The sequence below is a fragment of the Coprococcus sp. AF16-5 genome, assembly GCF_003479365.1.
Classification (GTDB): Bacteria; Bacillota; Clostridia; order Lachnospirales; family Lachnospiraceae; genus Coprococcus; species Coprococcus aceti.
The window spans coordinates 674,785-696,346 of the sequence record NZ_QUGZ01000002.1; the positions used below are offsets into that span (position 1 = coordinate 674,785).

Annotated in this window: 15 protein-coding genes; 14 read left to right on the forward strand and 1 reads right to left on the reverse strand. The window is 45.6% G+C overall.

Features of this window, described 5'->3' with window-relative positions:
- Positions 1-44 precede the first annotated feature (44 nt).
- From DWW70_RS07850 to proC, 12 genes are all read left to right on the forward strand, one after another.
- The gene (locus DWW70_RS07850) at positions 45-830 is read left to right on the forward strand and encodes a glycosyltransferase family A protein (RefSeq protein WP_238051026.1); all 786 of its coding nucleotides are present in this window, start codon (positions 45-47) and stop codon (positions 828-830) included.
- Positions 827-1,858, forward strand: a complete 1,032-nt coding sequence (locus tag DWW70_RS07855; RefSeq protein WP_015534592.1) for a glycosyltransferase family 2 protein — start codon at positions 827-829, stop codon at positions 1,856-1,858. Before DWW70_RS07850 ends, DWW70_RS07855 begins: the two co-directional genes overlap by 4 nt.
- A gap of 25 nt (positions 1,859-1,883) precedes the next feature.
- Entirely contained in the window at positions 1,884-2,672 is a 789-nt protein-coding gene (locus DWW70_RS07860; RefSeq protein WP_015534593.1) for an ABC transporter permease, read from the forward strand.
- A gap of 12 nt (positions 2,673-2,684) precedes the next feature.
- Positions 2,685-3,545 (forward strand): ABC transporter ATP-binding protein, encoded by an 861-nt coding sequence (locus DWW70_RS07865; RefSeq protein WP_022217009.1) that lies wholly within the window; start codon positions 2,685-2,687, stop codon positions 3,543-3,545.
- Between the two features lie 48 nt (positions 3,546-3,593).
- Positions 3,594-5,426 carry a glycosyltransferase family 2 protein gene (locus tag DWW70_RS07870; protein WP_015534594.1) on the forward strand — a complete coding sequence of 611 codons (1,833 nt, stop codon included), beginning with the start codon at positions 3,594-3,596 and terminating at the stop codon, positions 5,424-5,426.
- Positions 5,427-5,454: 28 nt separating this feature from the next.
- Positions 5,455-8,025, forward strand: a complete 2,571-nt coding sequence (locus DWW70_RS07875) for a polysaccharide pyruvyl transferase family protein (RefSeq protein WP_015534595.1) — start codon at positions 5,455-5,457, stop codon at positions 8,023-8,025.
- A 5-nt stretch (positions 8,026-8,030) separates the two neighbouring features.
- Positions 8,031-9,131, forward strand: coding sequence for a UDP-galactopyranose mutase (gene glf / locus DWW70_RS07880; RefSeq protein ID WP_055223990.1), 1,101 nt, complete (start codon positions 8,031-8,033; stop codon positions 9,129-9,131).
- A 227-nt stretch (positions 9,132-9,358) separates the two neighbouring features.
- Positions 9,359-13,156 carry an EAL domain-containing protein gene (locus DWW70_RS07885; RefSeq protein WP_243017695.1) on the forward strand — a complete coding sequence of 1,266 codons (3,798 nt, stop codon included), beginning with the start codon at positions 9,359-9,361 and terminating at the stop codon, positions 13,154-13,156.
- A gap of 97 nt (positions 13,157-13,253) precedes the next feature.
- Positions 13,254-14,684, forward strand: a complete 1,431-nt coding sequence (locus DWW70_RS07890) for an MBOAT family O-acyltransferase (protein WP_022217007.1) — start codon at positions 13,254-13,256, stop codon at positions 14,682-14,684.
- A 12-nt stretch (positions 14,685-14,696) separates the two neighbouring features.
- On the forward strand, positions 14,697-16,139 hold the full coding sequence (locus tag DWW70_RS07895) for a DHHW family protein (protein ID WP_118649601.1): 1,443 nt from the start codon (positions 14,697-14,699) through the stop codon (positions 16,137-16,139).
- Between the two features lie 36 nt (positions 16,140-16,175).
- The gene (locus tag DWW70_RS14875) at positions 16,176-16,343 is read left to right on the forward strand and encodes a hypothetical protein (RefSeq protein ID WP_158547596.1); all 168 of its coding nucleotides are present in this window, start codon (positions 16,176-16,178) and stop codon (positions 16,341-16,343) included.
- Positions 16,344-16,395: 52 nt separating this feature from the next.
- Entirely contained in the window at positions 16,396-17,178 is a 783-nt protein-coding gene (proC, locus tag DWW70_RS07900; protein WP_055272153.1) for a pyrroline-5-carboxylate reductase, read from the forward strand.
- A gap of 62 nt (positions 17,179-17,240) precedes the next feature.
- Here proC and DWW70_RS07905 read toward each other — a convergent pair whose 3' ends face one another.
- Positions 17,241-19,820, reverse strand: a complete 2,580-nt coding sequence (locus DWW70_RS07905; protein WP_118649602.1) for a hybrid sensor histidine kinase/response regulator — start codon at positions 19,818-19,820, stop codon at positions 17,241-17,243.
- 252 nt (positions 19,821-20,072) lie between these two features.
- Between DWW70_RS07905 and DWW70_RS07910 the strand changes: the two genes are divergently transcribed.
- The gene (locus DWW70_RS07910) at positions 20,073-21,182 is read left to right on the forward strand and encodes an HD domain-containing phosphohydrolase (protein WP_118649603.1); all 1,110 of its coding nucleotides are present in this window, start codon (positions 20,073-20,075) and stop codon (positions 21,180-21,182) included.
- A complete protein-coding gene (locus tag DWW70_RS07915; RefSeq protein ID WP_118649604.1) occupies positions 21,179-21,526 on the forward strand; it encodes an Hpt domain-containing protein in 348 nt (115 codons plus the stop codon). Before DWW70_RS07910 ends, DWW70_RS07915 begins: the two co-directional genes overlap by 4 nt.
- The last annotated feature ends 36 nt before the right edge of the window (positions 21,527-21,562 follow it).

The following is a 21,562-nucleotide window of genomic DNA, read 5'->3' on the forward strand; positions in this document are numbered from 1 at the left end:
GCCCTTTTTTAGGGCTTTATCAGATAGAAATGGGTGTTTGACATATGAGACTAGAAATACTGCTTTCGTGTATGAACCTTCAGGATGAGGATATCATAACGAAATCCCATATAGAGTCCGACACGATCATAGTCAACCAGTGTGGATATGATGGGTACAATGAATATGACAGGAACGGACATAAGACAAGAATTTTTTCGGTGAATGACAAGGGTCTTACCAAGAGCAGGAACTATGCTATAAAGCATTCCGAGGCGGATGTGTGTCTGCTGTGTGATGACGATGAGGTGTTCAGCAGGAATTACGAAGAAGGGATACTGACTGCGTACAGAGATCTGCCAGAGGCGGATGTCATCATATTCAACATAGGCAACAGACCTGCCCATTGGGGCGACATGCCTAAGAAGCTTGGATATCTGGATCTCATGCATGTGGCATCCTGGCAGATATCATTCAAGAGAGAGAGCATAGTCAATAATAATGTATATTTTGATGAGCACATGGGTGCGGGCTCGGGCAACGGAGCTGAAGAGGAATTCAGATTCCTCACGGATTGCAGGAAGAACGGACTTGCAATATATTATGTACCATTTGTCATAGCGGATGTTGCGCAGACAAAGTCAACATGGTTTAAGGGGTATAACGAAGAATTTTTCATAAACAGAGGTAATACGACAAGATACATCATGGGTTATGTACCGGCGGTATTGTACGCAGCGTATTACAGCATAAGGAAGAGACATCAGTTTGACAGTGATATATCATGGTTTAAGGCCTTCAGACTTATTATGAAGGGAATACATGAGAACAGGTTAGGGAAGAAGAAATGAGTGAAAAAATATTAAGTGTGATAATTCCGTCTTACAACAGCAAGCCATATCTTGACAAATGTCTTGGATCACTTGTTGTTCCGGAGCTTATGGACAAAATAGACGTGATAGTGGTAAACGATGGCTCGACAGACGGCAGTGAGAGTATATGTGAGGAGTACATTGAGAAGTATCCTGACAGCTATTCACTTATTAATAAGGAGAACGGAGGACATGGCTCAGCGATAAATGCCGGAGCTGAGAAGGCCAGGGGCAGATACATGAAGGTGCTTGACGCCGACGACTGGTTTCTCACAGAGAGTATTCCTGAGTTTATAGGAAAGCTCGAGAATGCCAGTGCGGATGTTGTTCTGACATGTCACCACACCATCAATATAACAACAGGGGAGATAAAGAACTGGAGATGTTTCCCTGATGAATTCGACAGAGAATATACTATGGAAGAGGTCATGTCAGACTGGAAAAAATTTGACAGAAGCCTCACATTCCATGGAATAACATATAGAACACAGTTTTACCGTGAGAATGGAGTCAGACTTGCAGAAAAAGTATTCTACGAGGATCACGAATATGCGACATATCCATGCTGCTTGGCAAAAACCATACTGCCACTCGATATGTTCGTGTACGAGTACAGGATCGGGGATGTGTCCCAGAGCGTATCCGCGCAGAATCAGTTCAAGAGAATCGACCATACCAAGATGGTCATAGTAAAGATGCTCAAGAACAGAGAGGACATCTCGGAGCAGTGGGCTCTTGAATACTGCGACAAGAAGATACATCTTCTTCTGCTGAGCTTCATGGTAACTTCCATGCTATGCGATTCCGACAGAAAGAGAGGTGTTGCACGGGTAGATCAGCTTATGAGTTATATAGTCAAGAGAGACAGACACGTCGTTGATATGACATTGAAGCATTATAAGATACTTAAGCTTCTGAATGCTGCGCATGTGGGTCTGGAAGGCTACAACAAAATGCTTAATTCAAAGCTTTACAACAAGGTAAGGCACAATAAGAGTTTTGAATAGATTTACTATGGAGGATTAACGAAAAATGAAAGTAAAAAGCGGAAGCTTTTTAGAAGTTTTTAATTATAAAGATCTTTTAAATCAGCTTGTTTCAAGAGATATAAAGTTAAAGTATAGAAGAAGTTTTCTTGGATATGTGTGGAGTATCCTGAACCCATTGCTCATCATGATCGTAATGGTTATCGTATTCTCCAAGATGTTCAACAGATCGATACCACACTTCCCTGTGTACCTTTTTGCAGGACGTATACTGTACGAATTTGTAATAGGTGCATGTGGTAAGGCACTTGGAAGTATAACAGATAATTCGTCACTGCTTAAGAAAACGTATGTGTCAAAGTTTATGTTCCCGCTGGCAAAGATCACAAGCTCACTTGTTGACTGCCTGTTTTCACTGGGAGCGTTTCTTATCGTTATCATATTCACACGTTCACCATTTTACTGGACGATGCTGTTGTTCCCGTTCATATTCCTTCAGGCCTATATATTTGCCTGCGGATTGGGCTTTTTTCTTGCACAGCTCCATGTATTCTTCAGAGATACAAGATATATATGGAATGCGGTCACCACAGCGTGGATGTACTGTTCAGCGATATTCTATCCTATAGATATGCTGCCAGACTGGTTGAAGTTACTTGTGAATTACTTCAACCCACTGTATGTATATATCAAGCAGTTTAGATGCATAGCGCATCAGGGAGTGATGCCTGATCTCACTACTATCGGTCTCGGATTCCTCTATGCATTCTTTTTCTTTGGACTGGGAGTGCTGTGTTTCAAGAAGAATCAGGACAAGTTCATTCTGTATATTTAGGAGGTGTGGCAGTTGGCTAACGTAGAAGAGAAAAAGAACGAACTTGATGATAAGAAGATTTTCACCTCAAATGCACAGCGTACAACAACTGTGGCAAAGGGTGAGACCATTATAGAGCTCAAGGATGTGACCATAAGATTCAACAAGAACAATCTGAAGGTGGACAATCTGAAAGAGTATTTTATAAGACTTGTGACAAAACAGTTGATGTTCCAGGAGTTCATAGCGTTAAAGGACATCAATCTTGATATAAAGAAGGGCGAGGCGTGGGGCTTCCTTGGAACCAATGGTGCCGGAAAATCCACCCTGCTCAAGGTAGTCAGCAGAATATTGAAGCCTGCCAGCGGTACTGTTAAGGTATCGGGAACTGTGGCAGCCCTCATAGAGCTTGGAGCCGGAATCGATCCACAGCTCACGGCCCGTGAGAATATATTTCTCAACGGAACTCTGCTGGGATATTCAAAGGCATTTATAGAGTCGAAGTTTGACGATATAGTTGAGTTTTCAGAGTTGCAGGATTTCCTTGACTCTCCGGTCAAGAACTTTTCTTCAGGTATGAAGACCAGACTTGCATTTTCCATAGCGACGGCGGTTGAGCCGGATATTCTCATTGCGGATGAGATACTTGCTGTAGGTGATATGCGATTCAAGAAGAAGTGTGCGGCCAAGATGACTGCCATGCTGGAGGATGGAACGACCCTGCTGTATGTATCCCACAACATAGCTGCTGTCAAGAAGCAGTGTAACAAGGCTATGTGGCTGGATCATGGAAATGTAGTTATGGTGGGAGATGCCGATACGGTATGCGATGCATTCAAGGCCGAGATGGATGCACCTGCACCGGCAAAGGCCCAGAGCAAGGACAAGAAATAACAAGAAATCAGGCAAGATGTTTGATATACAACACAGGAGGATTGGATAATGTTACAGAATGTGAAGTTGCAGAATGTGATGCTGCAGATGAATCTGGATGTGAACTTGATAGAGTATCCTGAATTCAGCGCCATTGGAAAGGGAGAGGAATCACCATTTATATACGACTCAGAGAAGAAATGTCATGTTGTTGAGAAGCTCACAAAGGTTAATTTCATGAGCTATTACAACTGCATTCAGGTAAAACGCTGGTCAGAGTATACAGGGGTAAAGAACTTCAAGCTCCACCTCACAATGAAGGGAAAAGCTACAATATCCGTATATGCAATATATTCAGCATCCGTTGCGGTTACCTACAATCCACTTGTATCACAGGTAGTTGAGAGTGATGAGGTTTCAGAGGTGGTTGTGAACATACCAGAGACAGATAAGGCTCTTGTAGGTTTCTATATGGATACCCTGGAAGATACAGAGATATACAGCGGATACTATTCTGCTGACATCGAGGAGGACAGAATAAGAGATGTAAATATCTCTCTTGTCACAACAACATTCAAGAAGCAGGAATATATCAAGCGTAATATAGACCTCATCAAGTCAAATGTACTCTATGATGGAAGCGACCTCAAGGGACACATGTTCGTACATGTCATTGACAATGACAGAGAACTCGATCCATCAGAGCTCGACAGTGAGGATCTCAAGGTTTATATGAATAACAACGTAGGTGGAGCCGGCGGTTTCACCCGTGGAATGATAGAGGCACTGGAGCTTCCAAAGAAGCCTACACATGTACTCCTCATGGATGATGACGTTATGGTCATGCCAGAGAGTTTGTTCAGAACATATTATCTGCTCAGACTCCTCAAAGACGAGTACAAGAAGTGCTTCCTGAGTGGAGCCATGTTCGATTACGACATACGCCAGAAGCAGTATGAGGACGTGGGATTTGTCCACAAGGCAGACGGATCATACGGTCCGGTCAAGTCAGCTATGGATATGAGGCTTCTCAAGAACATAGTTGCAAATGAGAACTACAGTTTCAATGTCGATGATGCATATGCAGGCTGGTGGTACTGCTGTATACCTGTGGAGCACATCGAGGACAGAGGCTTACCACTTCCGGTATTTGTCAGAGGTGACGATGTAGAGTTCTCACTGAGAAATAAGCCGGGATTTATAGCACTTAATGGTATCTGTATATGGCATGTGGGATTTGCAGGCAAATTCAACGCCGCCATGGAGCTTTATCAGGTTCACAGAAACAGTTTTGTTATCCAGGCGGCAAGCGGAATATGCCAGGATGTGGATTTCCTTGCGAGAGTAAAGGGAATGTTCTGGAAGGATATAACCAGATTTGCATACAACAATGCTGAGTTGCTCATAGATTCCATTGAGGATTACCTCAAGGGACCAGAGTATATCATGCATCTTGACGGAGAGCAGAGCCTCAAGGAGCACAATGCTAAGAACGAGAAGCTTGTGCCGCTGGCAGAGCTTGGCTATGCAGGGGATCTTCCTACAGATCCATACAAGTATGAGAGTCTTAATCTGTTCCGCAAGGCAATGTATGTGCTCACGATAAACGGACATCTTCTTCCAAACTTCATGCTCAGAAGAACACCGTATATCATCGCGTACGACTGGTTCTTTGTTCCGGGAAAGAATTACATGAAGAAGACTCTCGTTGCCGTGAACAAGAACGGTGGAACAGGAGTCAGAAGAACAATCAACAGAAAGCGTTGTTTTGCGCTTATAAAGAGATATAGAAAAGTATTGGCTAAATACAAGAAGACACATGTGGAAGTTGAGCAGGCTTACAGAAATGCATTTGACGAGATGAAGACAACTAAGTTCTGGAAGGAATATCTGCATATATAAAGTGATATGGAAGGAGTATCTTTAGGGTATGGCTACTATTAAAGGTATAAAAAACCGTTTGGCGGCTGCGGGAAGAGCACTGGGGGGAGATTACACCTCAGAGAAGAACGGTTCGAAGCCAAAGGATAAGCTCAAGGCGTCCCAGCGAGTAAATGCGGCGCAGAGGGCGATGAGCGGTGATTACGCTCTCAGAGACGGCAAAAAGCCTGTTGTAAAGGTCGAGCCTGCTGAGATCAGGATGAATAAGGTATTCACCACGAAGGAAAAAGCAGAGCCTGAGATCAAAGTGTTTGAGAAGCAGGAGAGTGCCAGACAGAGAGAAGAAGAGCGAGTAGAGTGGAGAAAGAAAGCGGTGAGACGCGACAGCGACAAGACAGTCGGATGCATACATCCTGATTACTGCTGTGGCTGCGGCGCGTGCTACAGTGTATGTCCGGTAAATGCTATAAGCATGAAGTATGATTCAGAGGGATTTCTTGCTCCTGTAGTGGATCGCAGCAAATGTACAAACTGCGGTCTGTGCAGAAAGATCTGTCCATCTATAAATCTTGAGTATAAGAACACTGTCGAGCCTGCATGTTATGCGGCATATGCAGACGATGAGATAAGGGCAAAGAGTTCGTCAGGTGGAATATTCACACTGCTGGCTGAGTATGCATTTGAGCAGGGGGGAGCTGTATGCGGAGCAGGATACACAGACGATTTCAAGGTTGAACACTTTATCATAGAGAGCCCGGATGATCTGGACAAGCTCAGAAAATCCAAGTATGTTCAGGCTGATGCATCGAAGGTGTATGCGGACGTTAAGAAGATACTCAAGGAAGGCAGAGTGGTAGTATTCTGCGGATGCGGATGTCAGGTCGCAGGACTTTACGCAACACTCAAGAATGTGGATATATCAAATCTCTACACAATAGATCTGATGTGCCACGGCGGCCCATCGCCAAAGCTGTTCGATGATTATCTGAACAAATACCACGGCAAGGATCAGGGCAAGGTTGCTGATGTTGGATTCAGAGACAAGGACTACTTCGGCTGGTCTACAGAGATGACTGTAAAGTACACTGACGGAACAGTTTATCACAGAACAAGGACACAGGATCCATATTACAGAGCATTCCTTCCTTGTATATCGACGAGAAAGTTCTGTGGACACTGCGCATATGCGAAGCTTCCGAGAACAGGTGATATAACACTTGCAGATTTCTGGGGAATCCAGAAGTACAACAGAGATTACACTGACGGCAAGGGAACATCCATTGTGTCAGTCAACAGTCCACAGGGTGAGAAGATATATGCTGCCATAGCAGACAAGCTGCTCCTGAACAAGGAGATACCTTGTGATGATGTACTCAAGACAGGACAGCCATTTGACCACTGCTTCAAGAATCATCCTGCCAGACAGAGATATTTTGAGCAGATAAAGAATGGCTCATCCATGGAGAAGGCATACGATTATGCCATAAAGGACAAGTACGATGTAGGTATATATGGCGTGTGGTTCGGTGCAAACTACGGAAGTGTTGCTACCTATTACGCACTTCACGAGATCATCAGATCATTTGGTCTGTCAGTGCTCATGATAGACATGCCTGCAGCCAAGACCGGAGCCGGCAAGCCTGACACCCATGCGAGAAGATTTGCAAAGGCACATTACCATGAGAGCAAGAGATACACACTGAAGGATATGAGGGAGCTCAATTCCAAGGTCGATACATTCATCATGGGATCAGATCAGGTGTGGAACAGAGGTATAAGCAGAGGCTTCGGCTTCTCATTCTATTTCGATTTTGTTGAGCCGGATAAGAAGAAGATCGCATTCTCTGCATCATTTGGACATGACAGGGATTTCTGTAATGTACAGGACAGGGAGACGATATCTGAATACATGAGACAGTTTGATGGAATATCCATCAGAGAGACCAGTGGAGTTGAGATCTGTAAGGATGTGTATGGAATAGATGCGGTGAGAGTTCTCGATCCTGTATTTGTTGCAGACAGAAAGGTATTCGATTCACTGGCAGACAAGGCAAAGAAGAAGCACGATGGCAAATATATGCTTGCATATATACTTGATCCAACTCCGGAGAAGAGAGCCGCAGTGGTTGAGGTTTCAGAGAAGCTCGGCCTTGAGGTAGTTGTTCTTCTGGACGGACGTCCAAAGGACCCGGTGAAGAACCGTCAGATCATGGATATGGACGACAAGATCGTCGACGACATAACAGTCGAGGACTGGCTGAACTATTTCAGAAATGCAGATTTCGTTCTCACTGATTCATGCCACGGAATAAGCTTCTCACTTGTATTTGAGACAAACTTTATCGGACTTGCAAACAGTGCAAGAGGAATGACAAGATTTGAATCCCTCGTGGATGTATTCCAGGTGAGAGATCATTACGTTCAGGATGCGGCAGACATTCTTGGAAATGATGAGCTGTTGAAGCCTGTGGATTACGACAATGTTAATAAGATACTTATGTCAGAGAGGGAGAGATCCCTTGCATGGCTTAAGGAAGTATTGTTCAGACCTAAGGAGTTTGAGGGTTATAGAGCATATCCAATTATAGATAAGAGATTGGCGGAAGATAAGGAGGATTAAGTAACATGGCAAAGTATGATTACCTCATAGTAGGAGCCGGATTATTCGGCGCAGTATTTGCATACGAGGCAGGCAAGAGAGGCAAGAGCTGTCTGGTTATAGACAAGCGTCCACATATTGCCGGCAACATTTACACAGAGCAGGTGGAGGGTATAAACGTTCACAAGTATGGCGCACATATATTCCACACATCTGACAAGAAGATCTGGGAGTATGTAAACCAGTTTGCAGAGTTCAACAACTACATTAACTCACCTGTAGCTTCGTACAAGGATGAGCTGTACAACCTTCCATTCAACATGAACACATTCAGCAAGATGTGGGGAATCAAGAAGCCTTCAGAGGCAAAGGCAATCATTGAGAAGCAGATCGCAGATCTGAACATTGGAGAGCCAAAGAACCTTGAGGAGCAGGCACTCAAGCTTGCCGGTACAGATGTGTATGAGAAGCTTGTCAAGGGATACACAGAGAAGCAGTGGGGAAGACCATGTACAGAGCTTCCTGCATTCATTATCAAGAGACTGCCTCTGAGATTCATATACGACAACAACTACTTCAATGACCGTTTCCAGGGAATCCCAATGGGCGGATACACACAGATCATTGAGAAGATGCTTGAGGGCGCTGAGGTCAAGACTGACACAGATTACTTCGATTTTATCAAGGAGAATCCTGACATCGCAGACAAGACTGTATACACAGGTATGATCGATGAGTTCTTCGGATTCCAGTACGGACCACTTGAGTACCGTTCAGTAAGATTCGAGACAGAGGTACTCGATGAGGAGAACTACCAGGGAAATGCTGTTGTGAACTACACACACAGAGATGTTCCATACACAAGAATAATCGAGCACAAGCACTTTGAGTTTGGAAAGCAGCCAAAGACAGTTATCAGCCGTGAGTATTCAGCAGAGTGGAAGCCGGGCGTAGAGCCATACTACCCTGTAAACAACGACAAGAACAATGCGCTTTACGAGAAGTACAGGGAGCTTGCAGAGACACGCAAGGATGTAATATTCGGCGGAAGACTTGGACAGTACAAGTATTATGATATGGACAAGGTAATCGCAGCAGCACTTGAGTGTGTTGAGGCAGAGTTCTAATCGTAAGATAGAGCATATTATAAAGCCATACAAAGGGACGCATACCGGAATACAGATTTTCCGTATATGCGTCCTTTTTGCGTGCCGGAAGCATGGGTGATACGGCAAAATAAAAAAGATATACACTTTCGACAGAACGTGATAGAATTATACTAATTATGGGCATGTTATTTGGTGGATACGGTGCCCAGGGGGTAAAAATTAAAAGGGTAAAGGGTGTATATGTTATGACAAGGAAGAGGATTGCGGTACTGACAGCCCAGGCTGATGAGTACACCCAGGGTAGATTCCTCTCGGGGTTTTTTGAGAAGGCATTTCAGCTTGATTATGATGTGTGCGTGTTCTCAATGTATCTGAAGTATCAGGATACAGCTAGCAGAGAAGTGGGGGACGCCAACATATTCAACCTGATAGAATTTGACAAATATGATGCGGTGGTCATATGTACTGACAGGATCAGGACGCCGGGAACAGAGGAGGGACTCCGGTGGCGTGTGGAGCATGAGTTTGATGGCCCGGTACTGATAGTCGGCGACGAGATAGAAGGATATAAATCCATAAATATTGATCACAGAAAGAATATATGCGGGCTTACGGATCATCTCATAGAAGAGCACGGATACCGTGATATAGTGCTGCTTGATGGCTGGGAGAATAATGCCAATTCCGAGCTGAAGAAGCAGGGATTCTTTGACAGCATGAAGAGTCATGGTATCGATGTGGATGAATCGTCGGTCTACTATGGCAATAACTGGTTTGACTCAGGACGCCAGACCGCAATGGAGATAACAGAGAACAGAGACAGACTTCCACAGGCTGTGGTGTGTGCCAGTGATCACATGGCACTGGGGCTGGCGGCTGAGCTGGAACAGAGAGGCGTGAGGGTCCCTGAGGATATAGCGATAACGGGATATGACGCTGCGGAGACGAACGATGACAGAGTCATACCGCTGACATCGGTTGATATACCTGCAAAGGTTGACGGCGAGTACGCCGCAAAATGGATAGACGCAGAGATAAACGGAAGATCTCTGGAGAACTATAGGAGCAGTGCGTCTATACACTGGGGAAAAAGCTGTGGATGTGAGCAGTGTACGGAGAAGCCGGGAAAGAGAGACGTGACGGCATGGGATATGAATGCTCAGCCGGGAAGCTATGGTTCATACTATAACCATATGATGGAGGATCTGTTATCCCAGAGAGATTACAGGGAATTCTACAATACCATATTCCAGTATGCCCACACGGATGGCAACATGAGCAGTTTCAGTCTCTGCCTGAATGAATATTGGAAGTTTCCTGAGGTCATGATGGGGTTAAATGCACTGAGAGTCGGATACACGAAGAATATATACAGGGTCATCAGAAGCTGCGGTGATGGAGACGGTGCGATAGATTTCGATGACTGTTTTGACGTGTCCAGACTGATACCTGAGCTGGATGCAGACAGGGACAGACCTGAGGCTTACATATTCACTCCACTCAATTTCGACGACAGATGTTTTGGATATGCGGTTGTGAGCTATGGAAGCGAGTGCAGGGCGTACGATATTTCATATAGCACATGGATCAAGCAGATCATGCAGGGCATGGAGGCGTTCTACAGACAGGCGAGTCTTCAGAAGCTTCTGGACAAGGTCAATGCATCGCAGATCCGTGATGATCTGACCGGAGTGTACAATTATAACGGATTTATGGCGAGGTGCAGGGATATGTGTAACGATGCCGTTGCACATGGCAGGAGCATTGAGCTGCTGGCTATAGATATAAAGGGACTGGGACAGATAAATGCAAGTCTCGGCAGAAAGGTCGGGGACGAGGCCATACAGGCACTTGCCAGAATGATCTCGGCATCCCTTGAGAAATCAGACGTATGTATGAGAATGTGTAACGATGAGTTCATCGTGGCATATCAGGTGATGGGAGATGCGGATGATCACGCAGACGCCATAGTTAAGAGTGTGGAGAGCCGTACCAGGGAGTTTAACAGGACAAATGGCGACAATTTTGTCATGGAGATATGCTATGCGGTGGACAGACAGATGGTTGCGAATGCGGAGGCTCTGGACAACTATGTGAACGCACTTATAAGCAACAAGAACAATGCCAAGATGAAGGCGTACATTGAGAGCACGAGAAATGCAGAGCTGTCACAGGAGGATATAGAGAAGGACAAGCTTGCCACGGAGATTCTTGACAGGAATCTGCTCACATATTATTTCCAGCCTATAGTTAATGCCCGCACAGGTCAGATCTATGCCTATGAGGTGCTCATGAGATCGGCAGGAGAGCAGTACATGTCTCCTCTCGACATAATACAGAGTGCTGAGAGACTTGGACGTCTGAGCGATGTGGAGAGAGCCACATTTATCAATGTGTTGAGACTCGTTGAGGACAAGCGAGAGGAACTTGAGGGCAGAAAGATATTCTTTAACAGTATACCGGGCTGCAGGCTGTCGGAGGAGGACACCGCTGTCATAGAGAGCAAACTCAGGGAATTTGGTGGACAGGTGGTCGTGGAATTCACCGAGGAGGCTGAGATGAGCGACCAGCTACTGGATCAGATAAAGGACAAGTACGGCAGGATGAACATAGAGACCGCCATAGATGACTATGGCTCAGGTTATTCAAATGTCAACAATCTTCTCAGATATATGCCGCGTTACGTGAAGATAGACAGGATGCTCATGACAAATATACATGAGGATCCGCAGAAGCAGCATTTTGTTAAGGATATTATAGAATTTGCGCATGACAATGATATCGTCACTCTGGCGGAGGGCGTTGAGCTGGATGTTGAACTCAAGGAGGTCATCAGACTTGGCGCAGATCTCATTCAGGGTTACTACACGGCGAAGCCTTCACCGGAGGCGATTGCCGAGATAGATAAGAGGATCATAAACGAGATAGTCCAGTACAATCAGAACGAGATCACAAAGTATGGCAAGAAGACCTATGTCATAACCGATGAAGACGAGATATCGATGGTTCAGCTTGCATTTAACAAATATACGGCGCTTGATTTCAAGAAGATAGATGACCAGTACAGGTACGTCAACATGACAGGTACACCGGGCTTCAAGTCCAACATGCTGATAACCATAGGAGACGGCTTCAGAGGCGAGCTCAGGGTGGACAGCATAAGCCTTGGAGGAGAGAAGGGCATACCTTGTATAAAGATAGAAGACAACTGCGATGTCAGGATAGTCCTCACCGGGGACAATGAGCTGCGCACAGGCGGTATACAGGTAGCCGAGTCGTCAAAGCTCGAGCTTGCCGGAGATGGAGATCTGAGGATCACACTTGCGGGTGGCAGATACTTTGGAATAGGAAACGATTTTGCGTCGAGACACGGAGATTTGTATTTCAATCAGGATGGAACGCTGTCCATAACGGCCACCGGAATGAGGGGCATTGGAATAGGATCCGGCCTTGGCGGTAATATATATATTGGACACGGACGATACGAGATAGATCAGAGAGGTCAGGAGGGTGTGATGATAGGCTGTATGGACAGCGACTGCACTCTTCACATAGAGAACTGCGACATGGAGATATACAATGGAATCGCCAGAAGTGTATCCATAGGCTCATATAACGGAAGCGCGGATATAGCTATTGACAATATATCCGGCAAGATATCCGGGGCATCCATCTCTACAGCAGTCATAGGAACCATGAATGGAAAGTCCTGCAGGGTTGCCATGAAGAATATCAATATTACCATGAACATCAGGGCAAATGAATGTTATGGTATAGGCTGCCGTGAGGGCGATACGGACGTCAGCATACAGTACGCTTACGTCAAGGTGGTGGCACAGGGCAAGGATGCCTACGCCATGGGTAACAGCACCCACACCGCCAGACTGGAATTCTCCAACTCGGATATCAACACACAGGTGATCAACAGTGTGGGAACTGATATAGGTGCAGAGGAGAAAAATATCGTGATCGGTAACGGCAGAGTGAGCTTCATGGTGAACGGAATATCAAAGAACAGGGAAGTGCAGATGGCCGATCTGTAGGCGCCTATTCCGAAGCGTACAGTTAATCATTATTAATATTGTGTTGTTGACTGTTGTGAAGTATAATACAGCCGATTGACATGATGGGAGAATATTTATGGTTTTTTCGAGTTTAATATTTTTGTTTGTTTTTCTCACTGCAAACCTGATAGCATATTTTGCGGTGAGCCCTGAGAAACGCAATAATGTATTGCTGATATTTTCACTGGTGTTCTATGCCTGGGGAGGCCCGAGATATCTTCTGCTCCTGGCGGGAGAGACTCTGGTGAGCTGGCTGTTTGCCATTCGCATAGATGAGGCACGTGCCGGATATACTAAGAGATCTGAGAAGTTTTATCTTGTGTGTGACCTTGTGATAATGCTTGGCTGTCTTGCGATATTCAAGTATCTGGGATTTTTCCTCGGTAACATAAAGGCAGTGTTCGGCGTGCCGAAGACCGTGCCTGGAATAGCTCTCCCAATAGGAATCTCTTTCTATACATTCCAGCTCATATCATATGTGGTGGATGTGTACAGGAATGAAGTCAGACCACAGAGAGAATACTGGAAGCTCCTTCTGTATTCAAGTCTGTTCCATCAGTGCATAGCGGGACCTATCGTCAGATATGAGACCGTTGCTGATCAGATAGACAACAGGGAGATAACAGCGAACGACATATACATGGGACTGAGAAGATTTTCAGTCGGACTGGCAAAGAAGGCGATACTGGCCAATTCCTGTGCCAGCATAGCCGACACCCTGCTCCCGGCGGGAGTAGCGAGCCTCAAGGCTCAGACGACACTTGGAATGTGGATTGGAATGATAGCGTATATGCTTCAGATATACCTTGATTTCTCAGCATACTCAGACATGGCCATCGGAATGGGAAGGATGGTAGGTTTCCACTATGATGAGAACTTTAACTACCCATATATGGCTACATCGGTAAATAATTTCTGGAGGAGATGGCATATATCACTCAGCTCATTCTTCAGGGATTACGTATATATACCGCTTGGCGGCAACAGATGCAGCACAGCGAAGTACATCCGCAACATGGCTATCGTGTGGTTCCTCACGGGAATGTGGCACGGAGCAAGCTGGAATTATATATTCTGGGGAATTTATTATCTGGGCTTTCTCCTTCTGGAGAAGTTTTATCTGGGCGGAAGACTCGGCCCTGTGGCATCCCGAATATATACGCTGCTCGTTATCCTGTTCGGATGGACCATATTCAGATTTGAGAGCCTTCGTGAGCTTGGAACAGTGCTTGCGGGAATGTTTGGAATAGGAACATCGGGATTTGCAAATATGGCACTTGGAACAATATTTGTGAAGAACATATTCTTCCTGATATTTGCATGTATTGCGTGTACGGATCTGGGCAAGAGACTCAGAAAATGGGCTATAGAAGTTGGAAAGGTCAACCCACTTGTATTCAACGTGTTCAATGTAACTGAGATGATAACACCGGTACTTATGCTCGTGATCTCAGTGCTGGCGCTTGTGGGTGCAAGCTATAATCCTTTCCTGTATTTCCAGTTTTAATGGGTGATTTTTATGAAGAGAAGATATACCAGAAGTCAGAGACAACAATTAAAGAAATTCAGAACTCTGGGTGTTCTTATATTTGCCGCAGTCATGGCGATAGGAGCATTTATTGGTCTGCTGTTTTTTGTCAGACCTAAGAAATCCACGGTGGAGAAGAGGATGCTTGCAAAGTTTCCGTCATTCACTATAACGTCATTCCTCGACGGATCATACTTCGAGGACGTGTCACTGTGGTATTCTGACACATACCCTATGAGGGATAAGCTTGTGTCGGCTGACCAGAGCCTTAAGAAGCTGTACGGAATACAGCTCGGAACGCAGGTGGTTGGAGGAAATGCCAAGGGCGATGAGATACCTGATGTGGACAAGAGTGCGGTGACCGCCACTCCTGATGATGCAGGCAAGGCGACAACTGAGAGTACCACGGAGGTTACGACAGAGGATCCTGAGATAGGACTTCCTGCGAGTCTGACATCGAAGAACAAGCAGGATGCGACAACTGAGAGCGGTTCGGTCCAGACGGTCGATCCACCAGATTCAAAGGCTATGGACAAGGCGTTCCAGAAGCAGCTTCAGGACAACCTGTATGTGAAGGATGGTTCTGCGTACAGCCTGTACTATTTCGTTCAGGACTCCGCAACAGAATATATAGATGCTATCAACAATGCAGCGGCACAGCTCTCGGGCCAGACAAATGTGTACGATATTCTTGTGCCGAACAATTCAGGTGTCCTGCTATCGGATGACGAGCTGGATAAGCTTGGCGGTTCCGATCAGAAACAGGCGATAGAGTATTACTATGGCATGATGAATGGCGTGAAGACGGTCGATATATTTGACACGTTAAAGGCGCATAAGGATGAATATATATTCTTCAGGACAGATCACCACTGGACCGCGGATGGCGCGTACTATGCGTATGAGGATTTCTGCAAGACGAAGGGCATAACGGCCATTCCACGTGACAAGAGGAAGACGGATACCTTCAAGGGATTCCTCGGAAGCTTCTACAGCACCCTGCAGAACTCTGACATGAAGAATAATCCTGATACTATATACGCCTACGAACCGATAGGAACAAATGACATGACCTACTGGAACGAGGATGGCTCGGAGCAGAAGTGGAATGTCATAATGGATGTGAATGGATGGGATAAGGGAACCATGTATTCTACATTTGTGGGCGGTGACACGCCGATGGCAGTGATAGAGAACCCGAATGTGACAGACGGTTCATCGTGTGTAGTAATGAAGGAGTCCTACGGAAATGCATTTATTCCATTTCTTGTGGATCACTACTCCAAAATATATATCATAGATTACAGATATTCACAGGTAAACATCCTTGACTTTGTGAAGAGCAAAAAGGTCAATGATTTTATCTGTATAAATAACATATCTCTCATAGGAGATAAAGATGTGGCGGCTACTATAAGCAGTCTGCTGCACTAGGGCATAATCGGAGAATTTGCAGACAGATGCCCGGAGATGGTCAACAGATATATGGAGACTGCTTCTGAAGGTACCAGAGGATTGTTCATGTTCTGCACCATAGATAATGACAAGGATGTGGACGTGTTCCAGGCGCTTGCAACTGTCGACAGACTTCTCTATCAGGAGAAGCGTGCAAAGAAGCTTCGCCGGATGGCTGAGTAAGACAGATATAAAAGACAAAATATATAAAGGCTTGAAAGAAGGAGAATGTATCATGGAGAGGTTAGGTTTCATAGGCATGGGTAATATGGCACAGGCACTCTGTGCAGGATTTGTGAATTCAGGGAAGATAGCGGCTGAGAGTGTATATGCATATGCACCACACTATGACAAGCTGGTGAAGAACTCAGAGAAGTATGGATTTACCCCGTGTAAGACACTTGCAGAGCTGGTGGATGCCGTGGATACGGTCATCATGGCATGCAAGCCTTATCAGATCAATGACGTTCTCGTTGAGATAGGAGAGAGACTTCACGGCAAGGCTCTTGTGTCGGTGGCAGCTGGCTGGGATTTTAAGAAGTACAGTGAGTATTTTGACAGTTCGGTGAGAGTGCAGTTTGTGATGCCGAATACTCCGGCAATGGTATATGAGGGAGTTATGCTCTTTGAAGCACAGAATTCCCTTGAGGAGGAAGAAAGGACACAGATCAAAGAGCTGTTCGCGGCTGTGGGAATTGTGGAGGAGCTTCCATCGAATCTCATGGGAATAGGAGGCGCAGTAACCGGCTGTGGTCCTGCATTTGTGGATCTGTTCATAGAGGGATATGCGGATGCAGCGGTTAAGTATGGTGTGCCTAGACAGACTGCGTACAGACTCATATCACAGATGATACTTGGTTCAGCAAAACTTCAGCTAGAGACAGGGGAGCATCCCGGCGTGTTGAAGGACAATGTATGTTCCCCTGCGGGAACAACCATCTGCGGTGTTGCATCCCTCGAGGAGTCAGGCCTCAGGAGTGCATGCATTAAGTCTATAGATGCGATCATGAATAAGTAATAACGGCAAAGCCCCTGTATGATTGAAATATCATACAGGGACTTTTTTATTTCTTGACTTTTTTATTTCTTGAATTTTGAGAGGATGCTTATAAGCTGCCTTATGTTCAGCGGCTTTGACAGGTGTTCGTTCATGCCCGCCAGACGGCATCTTTCGAGATCTTTAGCAAATGTGTTGGCGGTGATGGCGATGATAGGAATGTTCTGTGCATCCGGATGCTCGAGCTTTCTTATGGCGTAGGACGCCGAGATTCCATCCATCACAGGCATCTGAAGATCCATAAGGATACCGTCGTAGGTTCCGGCAGCAGATGTGGAGAACATGTCAACGCACACGGAGCCGTCCTCAGCGCGCTCACAGGAAATACCATTCATACCCAGAAGTTCAGACACGACCTCATAGTTGAGTTCGTTATCCTCTGCCACCAGAAGGTGCATTCCTACACACAGGGATTCTGCGTCGCTGCTATCACCGGATTGTCCAGACCACAGATCATCCTTTATGATATAAGGGACGTCGATGCTTACCTCGATGATAGTTCCACCACCCGGATTGCTCTGTACTGTGATGGTACCCTGCATTAAGTCCACAAGCTCCTTTACTATGGCGAGCCCCAGACCGCTTCCGCGCACTTTGCTGATCCTGGTGTCTGTCTCGCGGGAGAATTTGTTGAATATGCTCGCCTGATATTCAGGCTTTATTCCAATTCCCGTGTCGCTTATTCTGGCTACGAGACGTATCTTATCGGAGCCAGGTATATTCTCCTCATATAATTCAAACCCAACGTCGCCATGACCAGGGGTGAACTTGATGGAGTTAGACAGCAGGTTAGAGTAGATCTGTTTCAGCTTGAGTCCATCGGCCAGGATGTAGTCGTGATATATATCGTGACAGTTGAAGGTTATATTGAGTCCGTCGTTCATGAGAGCCTGATCGAAAACCATGTTCAGAGTATGACACAGCTCGGATACAGATGTTTCACAAGGCTTAAGCTGCTGTCTGCCGTTTTCCAGATTCGTTATGTCAAGGATGTTGCTGACGAGCTGTTCTATATAAGCCCCGGACGTCCTGAGCTTGCCCAGACAGTCGTCTATCTTGCTTGGATCGCCTAGTGATCGCTTTGCTATGTCGGCAAATCCCATTACGGCATTCAGAGGTGTTCTTATGTCGTGAGCCATCTTGGACAGAAACTCGGACTTTGCCTCGTTTGCCTTGTTGGCCTCCTCTGCCAGGAGCATCCAGCTCTGTTCACGTCTCTTTTGTTCGCTGATAAGCCTTGTTACATACAGTATGTTGGTCACGTTGCCAAGAGCATCTCGCTTCTTCACAATAAATCTTGCCGAGTGCCAGTTGCCGTCGTTGGCGAGATAATCCATGGCTATGGTCTCGTCTGTGTGGAGACGCTCTGCGATGGTCGACAGATCAAAGAAATCAAGTATCTTGTCCTGATATTCGGGAACGACGAAGCGGTGACACAGCTCCTTCATCTTGGAGGAAGCTCTTCCCATGCGGCCTGTAAGTCTGTGTACCTTGTTATCGCTGGACACCTCCTCGTACATGTCCTGTGTAAGATCTATCCTGTATATTGAGAAGTAGATCTTGCTTATGGCGGATATGATCTCATTGTTCAGGTTAGCCTCGTCAAGTGCCTCCTGGAGCTGCCTCCTCGAATTTTGTTCAAAGCTCACAAGCTCGTCTATCTGCTTGAAGCCAATCAGCACCCTTGAAGATGAAGCCGCTGAAAAAGGGAATATCTCAGCCTCAAAGTTTTCCTGGCCCGCTGCGTTCGGAGTCACCCGGTATCTGTAAGAAAGCTTAGGGTGAGCGGCAAGATGATTCTGTATATGCTCTGCGCTGAGGATTTCTGTGAAGTCCGGGGCAGATTCTTTGATGACATATTTTTCGTAATACTGTCCAATCAGCTCTGAGTAGCAGAATGTTTTCCCAGCTTTGATGTCGTGTATGTGGGCAGCATTTGCCGCTGGGTCAAGCTTTAAAGGCTCGAGAGAATCATTCTGAAGATCCACGCAGTAGACGGATATGTAGTCCGTGCACAGAACAGACATGAACGTCCTTTCACGGTTCAGATCCGACAGGCTCTTTTCGAGAGAATTATTGCGCTGCTCAAGAAGCTCGGTCATTCTGAGAGTCTCCCTTACATTTCCGAGATGACCGCCCACAACCCCAAGCAGACTTATAAAGGATTCCGAACTCTCTATGTGGGGATTGTCCACACCGATAAAGCCTTTGAGCTGGTCCTTATAGAAGATAGGAAATGCTATTTCAGAGTGGATATCCTGCATGACCAGAAGCTGATACTCGGAAGGCATGAGATCCTTCACATCCTCCACGTTATCTATGATCATACTGTCGCCGCGCTCAAATGCTTCCAGCCAGTAAGGCATGTCGGCGGAATCCACGGACTGAAGATTGTCAATCCATGGCTGCACATTGTCACCGCACCACTCATATGAGTTGCGGAATACGTTGTCAGTCTCATCCCAGTCAAAAATATAAACTCGTTCTGACGAAGTGCAACTTCCGATGATACGGAGCAGAGTCTGTATGGATGCTCGGAGTTCAAAACGGTTCTGGGCTCTGTCAATGGCAACCATCTGCTGTAGTATAACAAAATTATCCATAAAATACCCCCCTTTAGGTGTTGTAGGTTTTTGATATATTAATACATAAAGCTCTGTTTTTAAGACAATTTTACCTATTTTGAGAGAAAAAATCCATATTAATGGCAATTAATTCCATAGACAATATTTGTTAAAGACAATAGAATTAATGTGGGTATTTACAAAGAGCTTGCGTAATTATACAAAAGATCCAATATATGAAAAATACAAAAGCGGTTGCAAGTGAAAATACTACATTGAGGAGTGGATCAAATGAGAGAAAAAGTATTGATAGTCGATGACATTGAGCTGAATAGAGGGATACTTGCAGTTGCACTTGGTGATAAGTATGAAGTGATCCAGGCTGCTGATGGTGTGCAGACCATAGACATACTGAAGTCTGAGAGTGAAGGGATAACAGCGATGCTCCTTGATCTGATCATGCCGAATGTCGATGGATACGCGGTGCTTGATTACATGAGAGAACACGGACTGCTTGACAGGATACCGGTAATAGTCATAAGTGCGGAATCTGCTAGGGATGTTGAGGTAAAGTGTCTTGAAATGGGGGTTACGGATTTCGTCAGAAAGCCATTTGACATTGTGACAGTCAGACGCAGGGTCAAGAATACCGTGGATCTGTTCATGTATAAGAATCATCTGGAGGATAAAGTCAGACTGCAGACAAGAGAGCTGGAGGAGAAGAACAAACTGTTTCAGGCTCAGGCAGAGCAGATACGTGAGACCAATGAGAAGATAGTGGACGTTTTAGGCACGGTTGTTGAATACAGAAATCTTGAGAGCGGTGAGCACATCAAGAGGGTAAAGGAATTTACCAATATACTTGCAGAGAAGGCTGCGGAGAAATATCCGGAGTACGGCCTTACACCGGAGAAGATAGCTGTAATAGTTGCAGCCAGTCCACTTCATGACATAGGCAAGATAGCCATCAAGGACAGTGTGCTCCTGAAGCCGGGCAGGCTTACAGATGAAGAGTTTGAATATATGAAGACCCACACGACAAAGGGCTGTGAGATACTTACACAGATTGCAGGCACGTGGAGTGAGGAATACGAGAAGATCAGCTATGAGATATGCCGCCACCATCATGAGAGATATGATGGAAAGGGCTATCCTGACGGACTGGCCGGTGAGGATATACCGATATCGGCACAGCTTGTGTCCATAGCGGATGTGTATGACGCTCTTGTGAGTGACAGGGTATACAAGAAGGCTATAGAGAAGGGCAAGGCATATCAGATGATACTTGATGGAGAGTGTGGAACATTTTCACCGAGACTTATAGAGTGCTTCAAGGAGTCCAGACAGGAATTTGAAGAGCTTGTGTGCAGATATGAGATGAAGAAGGAGAACCAGATATGAACATCAGAGAGTGTTATGATACAATAGGAGCAGATTTTGAGGATGTACTTGGCAGACTTGGCAGTGAGAGCCTTATACAGAGATTCGCACTTAAGTTTATAGATGATGGAAGCTACAATGAACTGACAGAGGCTATTACGGAGAAGAATGCTGAGAAGGCATTCAGGGCAGCACATACACTGAAGGGGATATGTCTGAACCTTGGACTTAAGAATCTGTATACAGTGAGCTCGGATCTGACAGAGAAGCTCAGGGGGAGAGAGTTTGATGGATATGAGGCTTTGTATGAGAAGGTCAGTGAGCAGTATAAGATAACTGTAAATGCTCTTAAGAGTGTTGAATAGATCATTGTAGTGTGAGAAAAGAGAGGGGACTTATAA

Bases quoted from the DNA above. Each gene is read 5' to 3' on its own strand.
- DWW70_RS07860 (WP_015534593.1), top strand. From the start codon at position 1,884: ATGAAAGTAAAAAGCGGAAGCTTTTTAGAAGTTTTTAATTATAAAGAT.
- DWW70_RS14875 (WP_158547596.1), top strand. From the start codon at position 16,176: ATGGTCAACAGATATATGGAGACTGCTTCTGAAGGTACCAGAGGATTG.
- DWW70_RS07915 (WP_118649604.1), top strand. From the start codon at position 21,179: ATGAACATCAGAGAGTGTTATGATACAATAGGAGCAGATTTTGAGGAT.
- DWW70_RS07875 (WP_015534595.1), top strand. From the start codon at position 5,455: ATGGCTACTATTAAAGGTATAAAAAACCGTTTGGCGGCTGCGGGAAGA.
- DWW70_RS07885 (WP_243017695.1), top strand. From the start codon at position 9,359: ATGACAAGGAAGAGGATTGCGGTACTGACAGCCCAGGCTGATGAGTAC.
- proC (WP_055272153.1), top strand. From the start codon at position 16,396: ATGGAGAGGTTAGGTTTCATAGGCATGGGTAATATGGCACAGGCACTC.
- DWW70_RS07850 (WP_238051026.1), top strand. From the start codon at position 45: ATGAGACTAGAAATACTGCTTTCGTGTATGAACCTTCAGGATGAGGAT.
- DWW70_RS07890 (WP_022217007.1), top strand. From the start codon at position 13,254: ATGGTTTTTTCGAGTTTAATATTTTTGTTTGTTTTTCTCACTGCAAAC.
- DWW70_RS07855 (WP_015534592.1), top strand. From the start codon at position 827: ATGAGTGAAAAAATATTAAGTGTGATAATTCCGTCTTACAACAGCAAG.
- DWW70_RS07870 (WP_015534594.1), top strand. From the start codon at position 3,594: ATGTTACAGAATGTGAAGTTGCAGAATGTGATGCTGCAGATGAATCTG.
- glf (WP_055223990.1), top strand. From the start codon at position 8,031: ATGGCAAAGTATGATTACCTCATAGTAGGAGCCGGATTATTCGGCGCA.
- DWW70_RS07905 (WP_118649602.1), bottom strand. From the start codon at position 19,820: ATGGATAATTTTGTTATACTACAGCAGATGGTTGCCATTGACAGAGCC.
- DWW70_RS07895 (WP_118649601.1), top strand. From the start codon at position 14,697: ATGAAGAGAAGATATACCAGAAGTCAGAGACAACAATTAAAGAAATTC.
- DWW70_RS07910 (WP_118649603.1), top strand. From the start codon at position 20,073: ATGAGAGAAAAAGTATTGATAGTCGATGACATTGAGCTGAATAGAGGG.